Origin of the sequence: Hoylesella marshii DSM 16973 = JCM 13450 (genome assembly GCF_000146675.1) — a bacterium.
GTDB lineage: Bacteria > Bacteroidota > Bacteroidia > Bacteroidales > Bacteroidaceae > Prevotella > Prevotella marshii.
Genome location: NZ_GL397214.1, coordinates 2,212,747 through 2,232,432, shown reverse-complemented (window position 1 = coordinate 2,232,432; position 19,686 = coordinate 2,212,747). Strand labels below are relative to the sequence as shown.

General features: G+C 51.0%; 12 protein-coding genes and 1 pseudogene. 5 read left to right on the top strand and 8 right to left on the bottom strand.

The features are described 5' to 3' along the window. Window positions 1-211 precede the first annotated feature (211 nt). The 5 genes from HMPREF0658_RS09165 to HMPREF0658_RS09145 all read left to right on the top strand — a co-directional run bounded on the left by HMPREF0658_RS09165 (window position 212) and on the right by HMPREF0658_RS09145 (window position 12,400). Window positions 212-4,831 carry a translocation/assembly module TamB domain-containing protein gene (locus tag HMPREF0658_RS09165; RefSeq protein WP_006950376.1) on the top strand — a complete coding sequence of 1,540 codons (4,620 nt, stop codon included), beginning with the start codon at window positions 212-214 and terminating at the stop codon, window positions 4,829-4,831. Then, on the top strand, window positions 4,821-7,136 hold the full coding sequence (gene tamL / locus HMPREF0658_RS09160) for a translocation and assembly module lipoprotein TamL (protein ID WP_006950375.1): 2,316 nt from the start codon (window positions 4,821-4,823) through the stop codon (window positions 7,134-7,136). The genes HMPREF0658_RS09165 and tamL overlap by 11 nt, the downstream gene beginning before the upstream one ends. A gap of 1,082 nt (window positions 7,137-8,218) precedes the next feature. Next, on the top strand, window positions 8,219-10,099 hold the full coding sequence (locus HMPREF0658_RS09155) for a heavy metal translocating P-type ATPase (RefSeq protein ID WP_040557871.1): 1,881 nt from the start codon (window positions 8,219-8,221) through the stop codon (window positions 10,097-10,099). Between the two features lie 84 nt (window positions 10,100-10,183). Then, window positions 10,184-10,615 carry a Fur family transcriptional regulator gene (locus tag HMPREF0658_RS09150; RefSeq protein ID WP_006950370.1) on the top strand — a complete coding sequence of 144 codons (432 nt, stop codon included), beginning with the start codon at window positions 10,184-10,186 and terminating at the stop codon, window positions 10,613-10,615. 279 nt (window positions 10,616-10,894) lie between these two features. Next, on the top strand, window positions 10,895-12,400 hold the full coding sequence (locus tag HMPREF0658_RS09145) for a glutamine synthetase family protein (RefSeq protein WP_006950367.1): 1,506 nt from the start codon (window positions 10,895-10,897) through the stop codon (window positions 12,398-12,400). A gap of 507 nt (window positions 12,401-12,907) precedes the next feature. Here HMPREF0658_RS09145 and HMPREF0658_RS09140 read toward each other — a convergent pair. The 8 genes and pseudogenes from HMPREF0658_RS09140 to HMPREF0658_RS09105 all read right to left on the bottom strand — a co-directional run. Continuing rightward, on the bottom strand, window positions 12,908-13,537 hold the full coding sequence (locus HMPREF0658_RS09140; protein ID WP_006950366.1) for a sugar transferase: 630 nt from the start codon (window positions 13,535-13,537) through the stop codon (window positions 12,908-12,910). A gap of 60 nt (window positions 13,538-13,597) precedes the next feature. Then, entirely contained in the window at window positions 13,598-14,353 is a 756-nt protein-coding gene (locus tag HMPREF0658_RS09135; RefSeq protein ID WP_006950365.1) for a glycosyltransferase family 2 protein, read from the bottom strand. Window positions 14,354-14,434: 81 nt separating this feature from the next. Next, the gene (locus HMPREF0658_RS09130; protein ID WP_006950364.1) at window positions 14,435-15,253 is read right to left on the bottom strand and encodes a glycosyltransferase family A protein; all 819 of its coding nucleotides are present in this window, start codon (window positions 15,251-15,253) and stop codon (window positions 14,435-14,437) included. Continuing rightward, on the bottom strand, window positions 15,246-16,274 hold the full coding sequence (locus HMPREF0658_RS11695; RefSeq protein WP_006950363.1) for a hypothetical protein: 1,029 nt from the start codon (window positions 16,272-16,274) through the stop codon (window positions 15,246-15,248). The genes HMPREF0658_RS09130 and HMPREF0658_RS11695 overlap by 8 nt, the downstream gene beginning before the upstream one ends. Next, window positions 16,271-17,176, bottom strand: coding sequence for a glycosyltransferase family 2 protein (locus HMPREF0658_RS09120; protein ID WP_006950362.1), 906 nt, complete (start codon window positions 17,174-17,176; stop codon window positions 16,271-16,273). The genes HMPREF0658_RS11695 and HMPREF0658_RS09120 overlap by 4 nt, the downstream gene beginning before the upstream one ends. Window positions 17,177-17,189: 13 nt before the next feature. Further along, window positions 17,190-17,924 (bottom strand): acyltransferase, encoded by a 735-nt coding sequence (locus HMPREF0658_RS11955; protein WP_006950361.1) that lies wholly within the window; start codon window positions 17,922-17,924, stop codon window positions 17,190-17,192. Continuing rightward, window positions 17,914-19,062, bottom strand: a complete 1,149-nt coding sequence (locus HMPREF0658_RS09110; protein WP_006950360.1) for an EpsG family protein — start codon at window positions 19,060-19,062, stop codon at window positions 17,914-17,916. Before HMPREF0658_RS09110 ends, HMPREF0658_RS11955 begins: the two co-directional genes overlap by 11 nt. Continuing rightward, window positions 19,059-19,686 (bottom strand): annotated as a pseudogene (locus HMPREF0658_RS09105) (chain-length determining protein); the annotation flags it as partial. The gene HMPREF0658_RS09110 and the pseudogene HMPREF0658_RS09105, both read right to left, overlap by 4 nt.

Sequence of the window (19,686 nt, the reverse complement as noted above, 5' to 3'; positions counted from 1 at the left end):
GTACCTCAGTACGACACTAAGGGTACCTCAGTACGACACTAAGCATACATCAGTCCGTCACTTATCCTTTTTCATTCGTCACCCATATAGCATGCACAGACGGGCGGTGAGGCAAAAAGACGGGAGAAAGTTTCATTTCTTCGGGAAAAAGCATTTACTTTGCAGTCGGAATCTTCGCAACACGTTAGCGCGATACAGAAGATAGAAGCGTATGAATAAATACATCAAGTGGGGCAGTTGCATAGTTTTGGCTCCCGTCCTGCTTTTCTTTATATTGGTGGTGTTGCTCTACATCCCGCCCATTCAGAATTGGGCAGTAAGGCAAGTAACGGCCTACGTTTCCACGAAAACAGAATGGGATGTGGCGGTGCAACGCGTCAACCTCTCCTTTCCCTTAGACCTCTCGGTAGAAGGCGTGAAGATACTGCAGCAGAACGATTCGTTGCCGCAGGTAAAAGATACTGTGGCCGATGTGGAGCGCATGGTGGTAGATGTACGCTTGCTGCCGTTGTTCCATCAGCAGGTGGAGATAGACGCTTTGGAACTCAACCACGTGAAGTTCAACACCGTCGACCTTGTGCCTGAGGCTCGTGTTCGGGGCACTGTGGCACGTCTCTTCATAGAAAGCCATGGCATAGACCTCACGGGGGAGATGCTGAAGGTGAATACCGCACAACTGAAGGGAGCTAATATCAGCGTGGCACTGAGCGACACCGTACCTCCCGACACCTCGGAAAGCAAGAACCGGTGGAAAATCATGGCTGAAAAGCTCGACATCGCCGACAGTCGCATCACGCTACATACCCCGGGCGATACGCTGCAAATTGCGGCCTATCTGGGCAAAGTGGCAGTGCGAAACGGACTCTTTGACCTCCTGAAAGGGGCTTACAACGTGAAAAGCCTTGATTGGACAGAGGGACAACTCACCTGCGATCGCCGTTTCGCCCCCCGTCAGGCCGGCCTCGATGCCAACCACCTCGCCCTCAACGACATCGCTATCGGCATAGACTCATTCGCCTACCTCGCCCCAAAACTTGACTTCTCACTGCGCTCGTGCACGTTTCGTGAGAAGAGCGGCATTCGTATCAGCCAATTGGCCGGTCGCGTATCGATCGATTCAACTCGCATCGCTCTATCCGCCTTGCAGATTCGCACGCCGGAATCGTCGTTTCAGGCACGCTTTGAGATGGACATGAATGCCTTTGCGGAGCACCATCCGGGTAAGTTCTACGCCCGCTTCCACGGTGCTTTGGGCAAGCAAGACCTCCTCATGTTCATGGGTAGCTTGCCGAAAGACTTCCGTCGCCGTTACCCCAATTACCCGCTCACGGTGCAAGGGTTGCTGAAAGGAAACCTGCAACGCATCGACATTGTGGGCATCCATGCCAACCTCCCCACGGCTTTCCATCTGCGTGCCAACGGATATGTTGTTCATCCCACTACCCCCGAGCGACTGAAAGCCGACGTATCCCTCGACCTTAAAACCCTCGATATCGGCTTCGCCACTACCTTACTCGACCGCAGCCTTATGCAACAGTTGCGCATTCCCCGTGGCATCGGACTTACCGCCCGTCTGAAAGCTGACGGCACGCGCTACGCTGCCACTTTCCATGCAAATGAGGGTGGAGGACGATTGCAGGGCACGGCAAACATAGATACCCGCACGATGACCTACAACGCCCACCTGACAGCGCATCGGCTACCCTTGCAGCACTTCTTGCCAGATAGGGCGTTGCACCCCTTCTCGGGCTACATGGAAGTGCAGGGGAAAGGCACCGATATGCTCTCTCCCCACACACGACTCACGGGCAGGGCACGCATCACCTCGTTTACTTATGACCGCTGGAAGCTCGACGGTATGCAGGCCAACATTGGCCTGTCGGGCGGGAAAGCACAGGTAAGTGTCGATAGCCATAATCCTTTACTTGATGGCAGGATAGACTTCTCTGCTTTGTTAGGAAGAAAGAACGTGCAAGGCACATTGGCCTGTGACCTGAAGAAGGCCGACCTCTACCACCTCCGACTTACGGAGCAGCCACTCGTCGTCTCACTCTGTGCCCATGTAGACATGGCTTCCGATATGAATGAATACTACCGCGTGCAGGGATTGATGAGCGACCTCACGGTATATGAAAAGGAGAAACCCCACCGCCCACAAGACATCGTGCTCGATGCCATGACCCGTCGGGATACCACCTATGCCAAGGCCGACTGTGGCGATTTCCACATAGAACTCAATGCGCGGGGCGGATACCGACGGTTGATGAAGCAGGGCAACCTGTTGTGGCAGGAGGTGGGACGGCAACTGAAAGCACGACATATCGACCAAGAACGCTTCCGTGCGCGGCTTCCGCAGGCACATCTCTACTTGACGGCCGGCAACGACAATATGTTTGTAAAGATGTTGCGACGGTATTGCTGTGAATGGCAAGCCGCACGCATCAACATGACCTCGTCGCCCGTGGCGGGTCTCAACGGCGATGCATACATCGAAGCCCTTACGGTAGACAGTGTGCAGCTCGACACCGTGCGCTTCAACATCCTGTCCGATGCCCATGGCATGAGCTATCAGGGGCAGGTGCGCAACAACAAGAAAAACAAGCAATACGTGTTTAATGCGCTATTCAATGGTGCACTCCATGAAAAAGGAGCGTCGCTCACATCGCGTCTCTACGACGGCAAAGGTCAGCTGGGTATCGGTATCGACCTCGCTGCTTCTGTGGAACCTAACGGCATGAGGCTACAGATAAGCGACTCCACAGCCATATTGGGCTATAAGACTTTCCATGTGAACGACAGCAACTACGTGTACCTTTCCGACGACCGTCGCGTATCGGCCAATGTGAAGTTGCGTGCCGACGATGGTACGGGTGTGCAGGTCTATACCAATGATGACAACCACGATGTCCTGCAAGATATAACCGTCTCACTGAACAGTTTCGATTTAGAGAAGGTGATGTCCGTCATCCCTTATACTCCGGATATGTCCGGTGTGATGAACGGTGACTTTCACGTCATACAAACAAAGACAGATGTCTCTATCTCGTCGGCCATTTCAGTCAAGAACCTATCGTATGAAAAGAGCCTGATGGGCAATGTGAGTACCGAGTTTGTCTATACTCCACGCACCGACGGTTCGCATGCCATCGATGGCTTCCTCTATAGCGACGGTCGCGAGGTGGGTACTTTGAGCGGCATTTATGATACGAAGAGTGGCGGATTGCTCAATGCTAAGCTCGGTCTGAACCACATGCCGCTGTCGATGGTCAATGGATTCATCCCCGACCATCTCATAGGATTCAAAGGATATGCCGAGGGCGAAATAGACGTGAAAGGCACGATGAGTCGTCCACAGGTAAACGGTGAAGTGCTACTCGATTCGGCCTTTATGGTGAGCGAAGCCTATGGCATAGAGCTGCGATTCGACGACGACCCCGTGCGCATCGTCAACAGTCACCTGCTCTTTGAGAACTTCAATATGTATGCTCACAACGACAGTCCCCTCACTACCTACGGAGAGTTAGACTTCTCTAATACAGAGCGTATGACCCTCGACCTGCGTATGAGGGCTGCCAACTACCTACTGATAGATGCTAAGGAGAGCACCCGTTCCGAAGCCTTCGGCAAAGCATTCGTCAATTTCTTCGGACGGATGCGCGGTCCTCTGGATAACCTATCCTTAAAGGGTAAGCTTGATGTGCTAGGTACAACCGACCTTACCTACATTCTGAGAGACTCCCCTCTGACCACAGATAACCAGTTAGACGAATTGGTTAAGTTTACGAGCTTCGCCGATTCTACGGCTCTCGTCGTAGACCGTCCGCCATTAACGGGCTTCAATATGGATGTCTCCATGAGTATTGATGCAGGAGCACGCGTGCTCTGTGCGCTCAATACCGATAAGTCTAACTATGTAGACCTCATGGGAGGCGGCGATTTGCGTATGCAATACAATGTTGCAGACCACATCCGTCTTACAGGAAAGTATACGCTGAATAACGGCGAAATGAAATACTCTCTACCCGTTATCCCGCTGAAAACGTTTACGATACAGGATGGAAGCTATATCGAGTTTTCCGGAGACCCGATGAATCCACGGCTCAATATCACTGCTACCGAAGAGGTAAAGGCAGGTGTATCGACCGACGGAGTGAACACAAGGATGGTCACATTTACTTGTGGTGTCATCATTACCAAGACCCTTGCCAATATGGGCTTGGAGTTTATTATCGACGCTCCCGAAGATGTGGCACTGCATACCGAACTTCAGTCCATGACGAAAGAGGAACGGAGCAAATTAGCTGTCACCATGCTTACCACCGGCATGTATCTTACCGATGGCAATACCAACAACTTCACCATGAACAGTGCACTAAGCGCGTTCCTCAACAGCCAAATCAACACCATATCGGGCAACGCTCTTCGCACGCTCGATGTAAGTTTCGGCATGGACAACTCCACAGACGCATCGGGCAGCATACACACCGACTACTCTTTCAAGTTCGCCAAGAGGTTTTGGAACAACCGCTTGCGTATCGTCGTGGGTGGCAAGGTTTCTACCGGCAACGACGTGTACAACCAGAACAACACCTTCTTCGACAACGTAGCCTTCGAGTATCGTCTCGGTGCCACTTCCAACCGCTACGTCAAACTGTTCTACAACCGCAACAGCTACGATTGGCTCGAAGGCAATGTGGGTGAGTATGGTGGCGGCTTCATCTGGCGACGTAAGCTGCAACACTTCCGCGACATCTTGCGCTTCAAAAGCGATAAGCAAGAAATTCCCCCCGTAGAACCCGATACGATAAATACGAAAACGAATGAAAAATAACCGTTTCTATATATATTATAAGGTGTACCCAACCTTGTGTTGTATCGCCATGCTCTACCTTTCGGCATGCTCCTCTACCCGCAATATACCCGAGGATGACCGCCTTTTCGTAGGACTCAAGAAGATAGAATACAGGAACTATGAGAAAAACCGTCACGCAGAGCAAACGCAAGAAGAGGTAGAAGCAGCCCTCGCTACTGCACCCAATGGTGCGCTCTTTGGCAGTAGCTACTATCGCACTCCCTTTCCCGTTAGTCTATGGATATGGAATGCGTTTGGGAAGAGCCGCGGGATGTTTGCCAAATGGATGACCCGTTCGTTTGGTAAGCCTCCCGTTCTGATGAGTTGGGTAAACCCTGCGCTTCGTGCTTCGGTGGCACAATCGGTATTGCGGAATCATGGCTATTTCCGCGGTTATGTGCTTTACGAAGAGGTTCCGCAGCAGAATCCACGCAAGAGCAAGATAGGCTATACCGTGGATTTGGGACACCTCTTTACACTCGATTCCATAGAGTATCTGAACTTTCCTCCCGTTGCGCGCCATCTCTTGGACAGTACGAGCAAAGAGGCAATCATAAAGCGGGGCGATGCGTTCGAGGTGGCTTCGCTCGACGCAGAGCGTAACCGCATCAGTACATTGTTCCGTAACAACGGCTTTTATTACTATCAACCCGGTTATTCTTCCTATTTGGCCGACACCCTGATGGTGCCCGGACGAGTGCAGCTGCACTTTCAATTGGCCGGTGGCATCCCAGAGATAGCCAAGCGCAAGTGGTATATCGGCAAAATAGACCTGAGCCTGCGGAAGTCTTTTGGCGAAGTGCTGAGAGATTCTACCCGCCGCCGAGACCTCACCATCCACTACAACGGCCGCCGGCCTAAGCTACGCGCCCGTATCTTTATCAACAACCTCAAGTTCCATTCCGGACAGCTATACAGCTACGACAACTATCTGCAGTCGGCCAACAAACTGGGTAGCAACTCTGTATTTGCCATGGTAGACTTCCAATTCACCCCGCGCGACAGTTCCCAAACCTGCGATACGCTCGACCTCGCGCTCAACTGTCTGCTCGACAAACCCTACGATTTCTACGTGGAAACCAACATGAAAGGCAAAACCAGCGGCTACTTGGGACCTGAATTAGTGGTAGGCTTCACGAAGCGCAATGCGTTCCGGGGAGGCGAGAAGTTAGACATCAACCTCAAAGGTTCCTACGATTGGCAGATAGGCCGCCGCAACGATGGCGCAAAGTCGGGACTTCATTCCTACTCTTATGGTGGAGATGCGTCGCTGGAATTGCCGCGCCTGCTGCTGCCTTTCTTCCACAAACGCACGTTTTACACCACGCCTTCCACCGTGCTGAAAGCATCTACGGAGGTGATTAACCGTGCCGTTTACTTCAAACGTCACATCGTGGCAGGACAACTCACCTACAACTTCCAACCCAATCCCGTATCTCTCCACGAGGTCAGCCCCCTCATCCTACAATACGAGTTCATGACCTCGCGCAGCGCGGAATACATCCGATTGGAGCAAAATAACCCTTACCTCAAGGTCTCCATGGCCGACCAGTTGATTCCAAAGATGCGCTATGCCTACACCTATACAAGTCCGGCCAACTATGCCAACCCCATCAGATGGGAAGCCATGGTGAGCGAATCGGCCAACCTCCTGTCGTTGGGCTACATCATCAGCGGCAGAAAATGGGCAACGAAAAACAAACGACTGTTCAAAAACCCCTATGCACAATTCGTTAAAATTGAAACCGCGCTGCGCAAAACATGGCGCGTGGGAGCACGCTCACAGGTGGTGGCATACGCCGATGCCGGCATCGCGTGGAGTTACGGCAACTCCTCAGCCGTTCCGTATAGCGAACAGTTCTACGTGGGGGGTGCCAACAGCATACGTGCTTTCAGTGTGCGCAGCATCGGTCCCGGCAGATACCATACAGACAATAGCCGCATGGCCTATCTCGACCATACCGGCGATATCAAGTTTCAAGCCAACATAGAATACCGTCCGCGCCTCTTCGGCAACCTCTATGGTGCCATTTTTCTCGATACCGGCAACGTATGGGCACTGCGCAACGACGGGTATCGCACTCAATCTACTTTCAAAGCAAAACGCCTGCTTGCGGATATGGCATTAGGCACAGGCTTAGGACTACGCTACGACCTCGACTTCTTCGTGTTGCGCATAGACTGGGGCGTGGGGTTGCATGTGCCGTATAAATCAGGCTTCTACAACATGCCGAGCTTCAAAGACAGTCATAGTTTGCACCTCGCCATCGGCTATCCGTTCTGACCGTATGCCCGATTGTAGCCGAAAACGATAGGCCTTGCCATCAGCTCCAATCGGGAATAAATCCTTTCATTACGCGGGTTCGGAATGATCGTTTTATCCGAACATGAATCATTCATACAGGACATGAAACTCCAAACACCCTTGCAGAGCTAATTCCAACGCTACAGCACCCCCCCGACGAGTATCGTGCCACACGCATGATACTCGTTTTCACGTTCACCCATCCTCACGGGTGCCCGCCACCCGTTTCTCCCGCCTTTTACCTCCATTCGCCATGAGAAATCATCGTTCGCGAGTGATGATTCCCTATTCGCCCATCGGTGCGATTACTTCCTACTGATTTTTAGTACCCGCGCCTATGGACTCCGATACTTTACATTAACTTTCATTTGCAGCGCCCATGGACGCCGATGGTATTTTAAACATTTAACCATCGGCGCCCGTAGTTTCTGATACTGAATTGTCTAATTAACTATCGTCGGTCATGGTTTCCGATACTAAATAATTGATTTAACCGTCAGAGGCCGTAGATTCCGATACATAATGATCAATTTACCATCGTCGGCCATGGCCGACGATGGTTCTTATTAAGTTTTATTTGCGTCGGCCGTGGCCGATGATACTATTTTAGGCATTTAACCACCATCGGCCATGGTTTTCGATACTGAATAATTAATTTAACTATCATCGGCCGTGGTTTTCGATACTAAATGATTGGTTAACCATCGTCGGCCGTGGTTTTCGATACTAAATAATTGGTTTAACTATCATCGGCCGTAGTTTTCGATATTAAAAAGGGAGGTTATTTATCGGTGTCTGTAGAAGATGATGAGTGATGGTGTGTTTTTCTATGGTCTGCGATGGATGACGATGGCTGACAGCGATTTTTCCCATCTGCTTCCATGAGCGAAAGGAGTTGAACGAAAGGGGATGATGGTTCGGATGGCCTGCCGGCTGCTTTTGCCGCAGGGAAAGTGGATGCGGGGAAATATATCGGCAGAGAAAACAAGTGTCAGATGATGTTTGCAACCGAGTTGCAGCCGTTTTTTTACTATCTTTGCAATAAAGAAGAAAAAAAAGATATGGCAACAGAAGAAAAAGAAGAGGAAGAAGGTTTGAAAGCATGGCAATTATGGTTGTCGGCCGGACTGCTGACGACGGGGCTTGTGGCCTCGTGGGTCGGGGTGTCGGGGTTTGCTCATCCCGTATTTGCTTTCGTGTGGTATGTGGTGGCTTATCTGCCGGTAGGTATTCCCGTGATAAAAGAGGCCGTGGAATGGGCTTTGAAAGGCGATGTCTTCAGCGAGTTCATGCTGATGACGATAGCCTCTATCGGTGCGTTCTGTATCGGCGAATATCCCGAGGCAGTGGGCGTGATGTTACTGTACTGCGTGGGAGAGATGTTGCAAGACAGGGCGGCAGACCGTGCCCGAGAGCATATCCGTAGCCTTGTGGCGTTTAAGCCGGAGGGGGCTGTTGTGATGGAAGACGGGCAACGCGTGAAGAAGTGCCCCGAAGAGGTAGCGGTAGGCAATACGATAGAAGTGAAGGCCGGTGAGCGTGTGCCCCTCGACGGAGTGTTGCTGACGGCCGATGCATCGTTCAACACGGCGGCATTGACCGGTGAGAGCGTACCCCGCCTCATAGAAACAGGCCGCGAAGTGTTGGCCGGCATGATAGCGACAGACAGTCTTGTGAGGCTCCGCGTTGTGCGTCCGGCAGGCGAAAGTGCCGTGTCGCGCATCCTGAAGATGGTAGAGGAAGCACAGGAACGCAAGGCACCTACGGAGCTTTTCATCCGTAAGTTTGCCCGCATCTATACGCCCATCGTCATTGCTCTGGCCACACTCACCGTGGTGTTGCCGTGGGTTGTATCGATGGTCGGCGGCATGGCAGACTATGCTTTTGCTACATGGTTTCATCGTGCATTGGTATTCCTTGTTATCTCTTGCCCCTGTGCGTTGGTTGTCAGCGTGCCTTTGAGCTACTTTGCCGGTATAGGTACAGGTTCGAAGCGCGGCATCTTGTTCAAGGGCAGCAACAGTCTGGATGCCATGACGGAGGTAGACGCAGTGGTGTTTGACAAGACCGGTACGTTGACCACCGGTACTTTCTCCATCCGGCAAATCGAGGGGCTGACTCCGGCAGAGCTGGATGTGGTAGCGGCCATTGAGCAACAGAGCAACCATCCTATCGCCCGTGTGATAGCAGCAGTGGGTAACGGCGACGTGGAAGTGACGGTGAAAGACGTGCCCGGTTACGGACTGACGGCCGAAGCCAACGGTTCCCGATGGCTCGTGGGTACACTCCGCCTGTTGGAGAGAGAGGCAGTGGACTACCCGAAAGCCTTGACAGATATTGCCGAGACGCTGATAGCATGCGCCTGCGACGGCATTTATCGCGGCCATATCATCCTGAGCGATCAGCCAAAAGACGACGCTCCGCGAGCCATCAAACAGCTCCGTGGCCTTGGACTTTCGCATATCCATATCTTATCGGGTGACAAACAAGCGCTCGTGGAGGAAGTAGCGGCAGACTTAGGTATCGGAAACAGTTACGGCAATCTGCTACCCGCCGACAAAGTAGCTCATATAGAATCACTGAAGAAACAGGGATTGCGCGTGGCTTTTGTGGGCGACGGCATCAATGACGCACCTGTTCTGGCACTCAGCCATGTAGGTGTAGCAATGGGAGGATTAGGGGCAGACATGGCTATAGAAACGGCCGATGTTATCATACAGACAGACCAGCCCTCAAAAGTATCAGAGGCTATCGCTATCAGCCGTCGCACCCGTCGCATCGTTTATCAGAATATCGTGTTTGCCATAGGTGTAAAGGTGCTCGTCATGTTGCTGGGTTTATTTGGTATGGCCAACCTTTGGGGCGCGGTCTTTGCCGATACGGGAGTGGCCTTGCTCTGTGTGCTCAATGCCATGAGGGTAATGCAAATACCGCGGAATTAGAGACATTCTGAGTTGCACTGCGGGAGTTTCCGGGCACAGAATTTGTTCTTATTGTTTCAAAAATACCATTTGCACTATAGAAGCATGACAGACGAACAGTACTATTTGGATAAGTTGGCCTTGCGTGATATCAGACCCACGGCGACGCGATTGCTCATCCTGCGCGAGATGATGCGGGGCGACGAGGCCGTTTCATTGCCGCAGCTCGAGGTCTTGTTACCCACGATAGATAAGTCGACCATATCGCGCACCTTGTCGCTATTCCTGCTCCACCGGCTCATACATGCCATCGACGACGGGTCGGGGTCGCTGAAATATGCTGTTTGTGCCGATGATTGCGATTGCAGTGTGGAGTTTGAACATACCCATTTCTACTGTACGAAGTGCCATCGCACCTTTTGTTTGAAACATATAGCCGTACCCGTGGTGCCGTTGCCCGATGGCTTCACGTTGAGCAGTGTGAATTACGTGTTGAAAGGATTGTGTCCCACGTGTGGTGAAGGACGGTCTTTTTAGAAGCCTATGTTTTACCTGTTGCGTTGGCACTATCGTTCTAACGCATTGACATCGTAATTCTCCCGTCGATATATCATATGAATTGGTGCCTCTGCTTGATGTCTTTCAGAAATGCCGACGAATGCCGCTCCATCATTTATTCTGACAATCTGATACATTCAGGCATTAAAAACAAAAATAAAAGGAAAATTGCGCTTAACTTTTTTGCCGTATTACTTTATTTTTATACCTTTGCGACAGAATAAACCTAAATTACAGACTTAAACAATTTACCAAATCATGAACTACAAAGAATTAGCTATGAGTGCTAACGAAGTAGTGGCTTTTTTGAATAAGCCTACTTCTGAGTTTACAAAAGAAGACATCATTTCTTTTATCAAGGAGAATGACATCGAGATGGTCAATTTCCTTTATCCGGGTGGTGATGGCCGGTTGAAGACTTTGAACTTCGTTATTAACAACTTGGATTATCTGAACACCATTCTGACCTATGGTGAACGTGTGGATGGTTCGAGCCTTTTCAGCTTTATTCAGGCCGGCAGCAGCGACTTGTATGTGCTTCCTCGTTTCAGCACCGCTTTCGTCGACCCATTCTCGGAAATACCCACACTCGCCCTGTTGTGCTCTTACTTCGACAAGGACGGCAATCCGCTCGACAGTGCTCCCGAGCACACGTTGGCCAAGGCTGCCGAGGCTTTCACCAAGGTGACCGGCATGGAGTATCAGGCGATGGGCGAATTGGAATACTACGTGATTCAACCCGATATCGAAGAGTTTGTGGCCACCGACCAGCGCGGCTACCACGAGTCAGCACCCTATGCCAAGGCAAACGATTTCCGCGCACTCTGCATGTCGTATATTGCCAAGGCCGGCGGACAGATTAAATACGGTCACTCCGAGGTAGGTACGTTTAAGCTCAACGGCTTGCTTTATGAGCAAAACGAAATAGAGTTCCTGCCCGTAAACGTATGCGAAGCAGCCGACCAGCTGACAGTTGCCAAGTGGGTTATCCGCAATTTAGCTTATGAAAACGGCCTCAACGTTACGTTTGCCCCGAAGATTACCACCGGAAGGGCCGGTTCGGGTCTTCACATCCACATGCGTATGATGAAAGACGGCAAGAACATGATGATGCACAACGGTGCTTTGAGCGACGATGCACGCAAGATGATTGCCGGTATGATGGACTTGGCTCCGAGTATCACCGCTTTCGGTAACAAGAATCCCACGTCTTACTTCCGCCTCGTTCCCCATCAGGAAGCTCCTACGAACGTATGCTGGGGCGACCGCAACCGTTCCGTGCTCGTGCGCGTGCCGCTGGGCTGGACAGCACCGGTAGACATGTGTGCCAAGGTGAATCCGCTGGAAGAAGCCAACCACACCGACGGTTCGTTCAAGCAGACCGTGGAGATTCGTTCTTCAGACTGCTCGGCCGACATCTATCAGCTCCTTGCCGGTCTCTGCGTGGCCTGCCGCCACGGTTTCGAGATGTCCAATGCTTTGGAGGTAGCGAAGAATACTTACGTAGACGTAAACATTCACGACCAGAAGAACGAGGGTGTACTCAACAAGCTCTCTCAACTGCCCGACAGCTGCGTGGCATCGGCCGCTTGTCTCGAAAAGCAGCGTAAGGTTTACGAGGAGCACGGCGTGTTCAGCCAAGGTATGATAGACGGTATCATCAAGCAGCTGCGCGATTACAACGACACCACCCTGCGCAAAGATGTGGAAAACAAGCCCGAGGAGATTCAGAAGCTCGTCAACGAGTACTTCCACTGCGGATAGAAAATCCCCCATCCTTTAGCAGGAAAAACATGATTCCGCGTTCGGCACTTCGCCGGATGCGGAATCTCTTTTTATGTGAGAATAAATTATTCTGTTGTATTTCCATGCAAAAATATAACAGAATAAAATTTTTTGTTATAAAATGAAGTGCAGATGTAACGGCGGAGAATGCGCCGTTATAAAATGAAGTGCAGATGTAACGGCGGAAAATCCGCCGTTATAAAATGAAGTGTAGATATAACAGCAGAAAATATGCCGTTATAAAATCAAGTGCAGATGTAACGGCGGAGAATGCGCCGTTATAAAATCAAGTGCAGATATAATGGCGGAAAATCCGCCGTTATAAAATCAAGTGCAGATGTAACAGCGGAAAATCCGCCGTTATAAAATCAAGTGCAGATGTAACAGCGGAGAATCCGCCGTTATAAAAATCATCTTACAACGAATGGAAAGAAGTTTAGCGGACAGCAATCATTCCGCGATGAGAGGGAATTCTCCGATGCTGAATCAGAATTTCTTGCCGATGGCAATGTTCAGGAAAGTATTGATGAGAATCTTGGCATCAAGCAGCCAAGAGCGGTTTTCCAAGTAATAGAGGTCGAGTTCTAAGCGTCGCAGCATTTTCTCGAGCGTATCGGTATAGCCATTGTAGAGCGTGGCATACGACGTGACGCCCGGGCGAATCTGGTACAGATAGATGTAGCGCGGGTCTTTTTCAATGATTTGATTGATATAGAAGCGGCGTTCGGGGCGCGGGCCGATGAAGGCCATATCGCCTCGGAAGACGTTCCACAGTTGGGGCAATTCGTCGAGATGGTGCTCGCGCAGAAACTTCCCCACCCGCGTGAGACGTGTGTCTTTCTCATGGCCGTAGAGTGCAGGCCCGTGTTTTTCGGCATCGACTCTCATGCTGCGAAATTTGTAGATGTAGAACGGTCTGCCGAAGCGCCCGATTCTTTCTTGGCGGAAGATGGCCGGGCCGCCGTCTTCTCTCTTCACCGCGATATAGCAAATCAGGAACAGTGGCGAGAACACAAGCATGGCAATTGCAGCAATCATGAAATCTACAATACGTTTGGTGTTACGTTCAAATTCATTCATACCATCAGGGATGTATAGTGGATCGATTCTTTTCATAGTTGTTTGTTTCTTGTCGCAAGCCGGTCTTGTCTGCTGCGAGGTGCAGCATGTTGGCTACTACAGTGTTTTCATCAGTGCTTTGAAAGCGTAGCACACGAAATAGCCGGCTGATTTTACTATTGAGATGTGTTCTGTTTTTCGATAGATGCTCCATTGCCATGCGATGGCCTTGAGCTTGTTGGTGCTGACGGAGGTGTCGCGCAATCGGTATCGTGCTGTCACCGTGCCGGTGTTTCGGGCGATAAAGCCCTGTTTCAGGATAGACAGCCACATGGCATAATCCTCGTGATGAATGTTGAGGATGGGCACGATTCCTACTTTTTCTCTGTCGTAGATGCCCGTGAGGTTACCAATCACGTTGCCTTTCAGCAGCTCTTTGTAGGTGGTCTGTCGCGGGGCTTTTATCACCCGTCCCGTCTTCTCGCCGCTTTCTGTCATCTTCTCATAGTTGGAATAGACGATGGCCACTTGCGGGTCGTGCAGCAAGGGAATCTGTTGTGCGAGTTTCTCGGGAAGCCACAGGTCGTCGCTGTCGAGAAATGCGATGTATCGGCCTTTTGCCATGGAAAGTCCCATGTTGCGCGGAGCAGAAGGCATCTTGACGGGGTGCGGATTGCGAAACAGACGGATGCGCACATCTTTCCCGACGTAGGTTTCGGCGATAGATGCGGATGCATCGGTAGATCCATCGTCGATGATGAGCAGTTCCCATTCGCTATAACGCTGCGCCAATACCGACTCAATGGCCTGAGCGACAAATGCGGCGGCATTGTACATGGGCATGATGATAGAGACGAGATTCTGCGTATTCATAACTTTACAACGATGAAAATCCGTTTTTCGTATATTTTAATACATCTTTTTCTTCGTGTTTTCTCAAAATATCGGCGCATCTTAACGGTAGCGAATCAGAAACAATTTGGCAAGCGTTGCAACGATTCGCGACACGAAGAACAGGAAGTGATACTGTCGCGGATGCCTCGCCCAAATCGTCGTGTAGGCACAAGCCAAGCGCAGCAGTATGCCCGCCCGACTGAAATAGTCTAAAGGTGAACGGGAGGCCGAGCCGCTGCGTTCTCTCACATAATAAACGGCTGCGGGCGATGTGGCACAAATCGTCTGTACCCGTCGTGCGATGGTAAACATGAATAGCGCGTCTTCGCCCAAGCGGAATCGCGTGTCGAAGCGGTCGCCGGCTATCACGCGCATGGGAATCAGTTTACCCCATGCTGTGGAGAAGAAACTGCGAGCGGTGAAAAAGGTGGGTCGCTTCGCAAATGTCGTTTGGAATGCGTCGTGCAGATAGTACGCCCGTTCTTGTCCCGTCACATCATCTATCAGTTGTACGTCGGTCACAACGATGCTGTTTTCCGCTGCTTTCTGCCAGAGCAATGCTAAATAATCGGGACTGAGCCAGTCGTCGTCGTCTACCATCGCCACATATTTCCCTGCGCAGAGGTCGAGCCCTATGTTGCGGGCATGGGATACACCTGCCGTGTCGGTCTGCCGAACGACGAAGCGATGATGCGGATGGGCGGAGATATATTGTGCAATCTCTGTGGTGTAGGGTTCATTGCAGCCGTTCAATATAATGATCATCTCGAAACGTTCGGCCGGCATCGTCTGCCTGCATAAGGAATCGAGACACGTCCACAGATAGGCACCCGGGCGATACGTAGGGATAATGACGGAAATCTGTATAGGGTTAGGCATGGCGTAAAAAGCTGTAGTTGGGCGTGAGGTCTGCTGCCGTGACGATACATCGGCCGGTGGTTCGGTCGAGCTGTTGCAGCAGTTCGAGCAGTTCTTCTGCATTGGCGAACCGCGGGTCGTAGTCATAAAAGGCTTTGCAGTAGTCCAACGAGGGATGTTGCAGGATGGCCATCGGCTTTTGATTGGCCACCGCTTCGTAACTGACACCGCTCACCTGATAGGCAAACCCGTCGGAATAGGCCAGCAAGATGAGATAGGAATGGAGAAATAGCTGTTCATAATCTTCCATGCTTAGCTGCGCTTCGATGAAGCGTATCTGCTCTGTGTCAGCCCAGCGAGGTTGCCGGTGGCGCAGCAAGAGCAAGGTGCCGGTGTCGGCCAAATAGCGTTGCAACCTTTCGTGGGCAAAGAGTTCGTCTACAAACGCTGTGTCGGCTTTCGTCGATGGATGGAAAATCACGCGTCGATAACCCTTGCATATATCTGGGATGGCTCCCTGACCGTCGGTAAAAGGAGCTACACAACCGTGGCTCACGATGTGGACGCGCCGAATGCCGTGTGCCGCGAATGGGGCGGCCATGTAGTCGTTGAAAACGATGAAGTGGCAGCCCAAACGGTTCATGCGTCGAATCACTCCGTCCTTCACACGGTTAGCGAGGTTGGCTGCGTTGGCATGGCATATCAGATACATGTCGCGCCGCAACGGCAACAGTCCGAGTGTCACCTCGTCCCAGCTCGATACGATGAGCTTATCGTAGTCATCCAGTCGCACATGCGATTGGATGTAGCGGAGCGCTCGCAAGAAATTGATTCGGTTCCGCAACGGGTGTCCGTCGCGTTGCTCATACCGTTGCGGAATCACCACATCGTATTCATCTGCCGTATAGGGTAGCTGGGCGGCCATAGCCTCATACAGTGCGAGCCTCACCTCATAGCCTTGCGCTTTGAGGCTGTCGATATGGATACGGTTGAAATGCACGTGTCCTTTCTGAAAGATGTAGTCAATGAAAAGTATCTTCATGGGCGTGGCGTTTGTGGCGCAGTGAGAAGCATCTTCAGGTAAGCGAGGTTGTCGGCTGTGCGATAGTGGGGGTTGAGATAGGCCGGAATACGGCAAAGCAGGAAGAGCACCTTGAAGCCGAGGAAGCACCAACGGCCGAAGTGCTTGTGAATGTAGATGAGTTTGCTTTGGTCTTGTGCCAGCCGCCGATGTGCCGAACGCCCCTGTTGGGGTTGATAGGAACCGCCATCGTAGTGCACAATCTGCGGGCCGGGGATAATCAGTCTGTCGAGACCGACATCGGCCATCCGCTTTTCCAAGTCCACTTCCTCGCAATACATGAAGAAGCAAGGGTCGAACATGCCGACACGCTCTATCGCCCGTCGCGGTATGAAAAGGTCGGCACCGGTGATAAAGTCTACTTTTATCGGCTCATCGATCGCCTGCAACCGCACTTGATGATGCTTGCCAAAGGCTTCGAGCAGTAGGAAACGGGGGGTGAGAAAGTAGTGATAGGAGTTGGCGGGACGGTAGTGGGCATCAAACAAGATACAGCCTAATGCGCCTATCGGTTCATCCTTATGCGCCTCGGCATACCGGAAGAAAAGGTCGATGGCAGGATTGAGTACCAGCGTATCGGGGTTGAGTAAAAAGAAATACTGCCCGCGCGCATGCTTCATTCCTAAATTGTTGGCACCGCCGAAGCCTAAATTACGGTTGCTTTTAATGAGGTTGATGCGTTCGCCGAAGACATCCGACAGCCTTTGTGCGCCACCGTCGGGCGACGCGTTATCTACCACGATAATCTCGTAGCGGGCTTCACGCGTATGCTGCATCACCGACCGAATCGCTTCTATCAGCATGTCGGTGGCATTGTAATTGACGAAGATAACGGAAACGTCGATAATGCAAGTCTTGTTCATCAATGCAGGGGACTCAATAAAACCACGGATGATCGTCCAACCGGTAGGTCAGTTGTTGGTTGCGAACTTTGATGGGAACGGCAGGAATACCGGCAACAATCGTAAAGGGAGGAACGTCTTTGGTCACCACAGCCCCGGCTGCAACCACTGCGCCCTCACCAATATGTACCTTAGGAAGGATGATTGCACCTGGCCCTATCCATACCCTGCGCTCTATGATAACTCTGAAACCGTTGTTGGAACGGCACCGAAATTCGGCATCCTCATGGTCGTGTTGCTCGGTATATATCTGTACATGGCTACTGATATTCACATCTTCGCCTATCTCAATGCCGTTGCGGGCATCAAGTAAAGCATGGTCACCAATAATGGAACGGGCTCCGATAACCAGCCTCGTGTGTTCTCTCATTTCACTTCCATAGTGGATAAGGGCTTTTGGTGCCAAACGTACAAGGAAAATATGTCTGTAAATAGCCGCACGAAGCCACATGCAGGGCAGGTGTCCTAATCGAATGTCGGCCATTCGGATGAAATCGACAGTAGCTCTCCATACCTTGTATTTAAAGGTAGAAACGGATGATACCGCGACGAATGGGGGAACATTGGTAGAAGCAGACTCTGCTTCGTGTGTCTGCCGACGTTTACGTAGCTGATATATGCGTATAGGGATGGCTAACAGACAAAAGAGTAGTTTGTCCCAAAGCACCCAAAGCGCAAGCAACAGTAATGTAATTTCACTAAATGTCATTATAGTTTTTGTTGTAGATGTATTCTCGGATATGGTAAGGCTCTGCGCCGAAGAGCACGTTGTCATAGCGGGCGATAACGGTATTGGTCGAGCCATACATTTTAAACAGACAGTAGAGGGTGATAAACGCGAGGTAGAGCCGGCGGTTATTCTCTATGGCAAAACACCTGATGAGGTCGAGCCAGATAATCCAATAAGCATAAGAAAAGAGGTTGGAGAAGCGCATTCCAATGGTTTTAAACTCGCTGAAGAAGAAGAACAGCGACAGATAAAACAACAGACTGTTGATGAAAATATCGTTGTGCTCCCTCATGTTGCGCAACTTATTGAGATAACAAAACACGATGACACCGGTAAACAGACGTTCCAGATAACCGATACTCAATCCGAAAGATGCGCCGGATATCATTTCCGTGTATTGGCTGATTTTGTATTGCAGAGCCGGACTGATGAACGATGCAACGAAACCTACCAACGTTAAAAACACCGGAATATGAAACAGGAAAATAATATTGCCCGCGGCGAAGATGCCTAAATAAATCCATTTGTTGAGCCGCCGATGGATGAAGAAATACAGCGGAATGTAAAACAAGGCTGAGATGTGGAAGGCGGCACTCACGATGCATAAGAGGATGTAGGGGATGAGCCGCCGGCGTTCTATCAGTTCTATGGCATTGGCAAAGACGAGAATAGTGATGGAATTGCGCATCAAATCAGTGAAGAGTATCAACCCGTTCATGCTGATACAGACCATCAATGCGAGCGGAATATTACTGACGCGTCGCCTCAGAAACCGCATGAGCAGCACCGTATCGATGAGGGTACAGACAAACACGAAGAAGTGGTAGTTGTTGAATACCGATTTCGATACCAACATAAGCACCGTAAACCCGGGTTCAAACGGCCAATCTTCCACCGGCAGCGAGAAGAGATCGCGCAGTGTATAGTGTTGGAAAACGGGATAATAGGAGTTCCAATCGTAGAAGCAAAAGCCGCGAAACCCGAAGAAGAACATGAAAATGCCGATACTAAAGGCGATAAGCCGACGGCGAACGATAGGGTTTGCTGTCTTCTCAAACCAGAAACCCAGCCCGCCGTAGATACCTACCAGCAGAATGTATGGCAGTGCGAAACTCATCTCCGTCTGCAGAATTGATGGAACAAGTCTCTGCCGAAGAATATCCAAACGGCATCCACAAATACGCCTATCACCATGAAGAGAAACACAAGGGCTGAACGCGGCATGCTCGAAGCCTTCAACGGCATCGTCGCTTGCTGTATGACGGTGAAGGCCGGCGTGTGTTCCTGCACCTTATCCTTGGCCGATTGCAATTGTTGGGCGGCTTGCTGGTAGACATTGAATCGCAGTTGCATCTCGTTCTCCAGCTCCTCTTGCTTCGAACGAAACGATTGCAGAATTACGTCGGTATTGGCATCGGCATAGCCTGCATACACCCGCTGTGCTCTGATGTATTGTTCTTTGGATTCGGCAAAGATTTTCTTTGCATAGCTCAAGTCGTTGCGGGCTTTCTGTGTGCGGTATATTGAAATATATTGTTGTAACCGTCGTTGAATGGTATCGGCCAGAATAGCAGCCACCTGAGGGTCGGTGTCAGTCACGTTGATGGTAATCACATTCGTTTTCTTGTCGATGAGGCAGGCTATGTTCTTGCGTACTTCGTTGCATATCTCTGTCTGCCGTTTGGTCAGCCGAAAAGGATTCACCGTCGTTTTGAGCGCGTTGGGGTCGGCCTTGCTCACG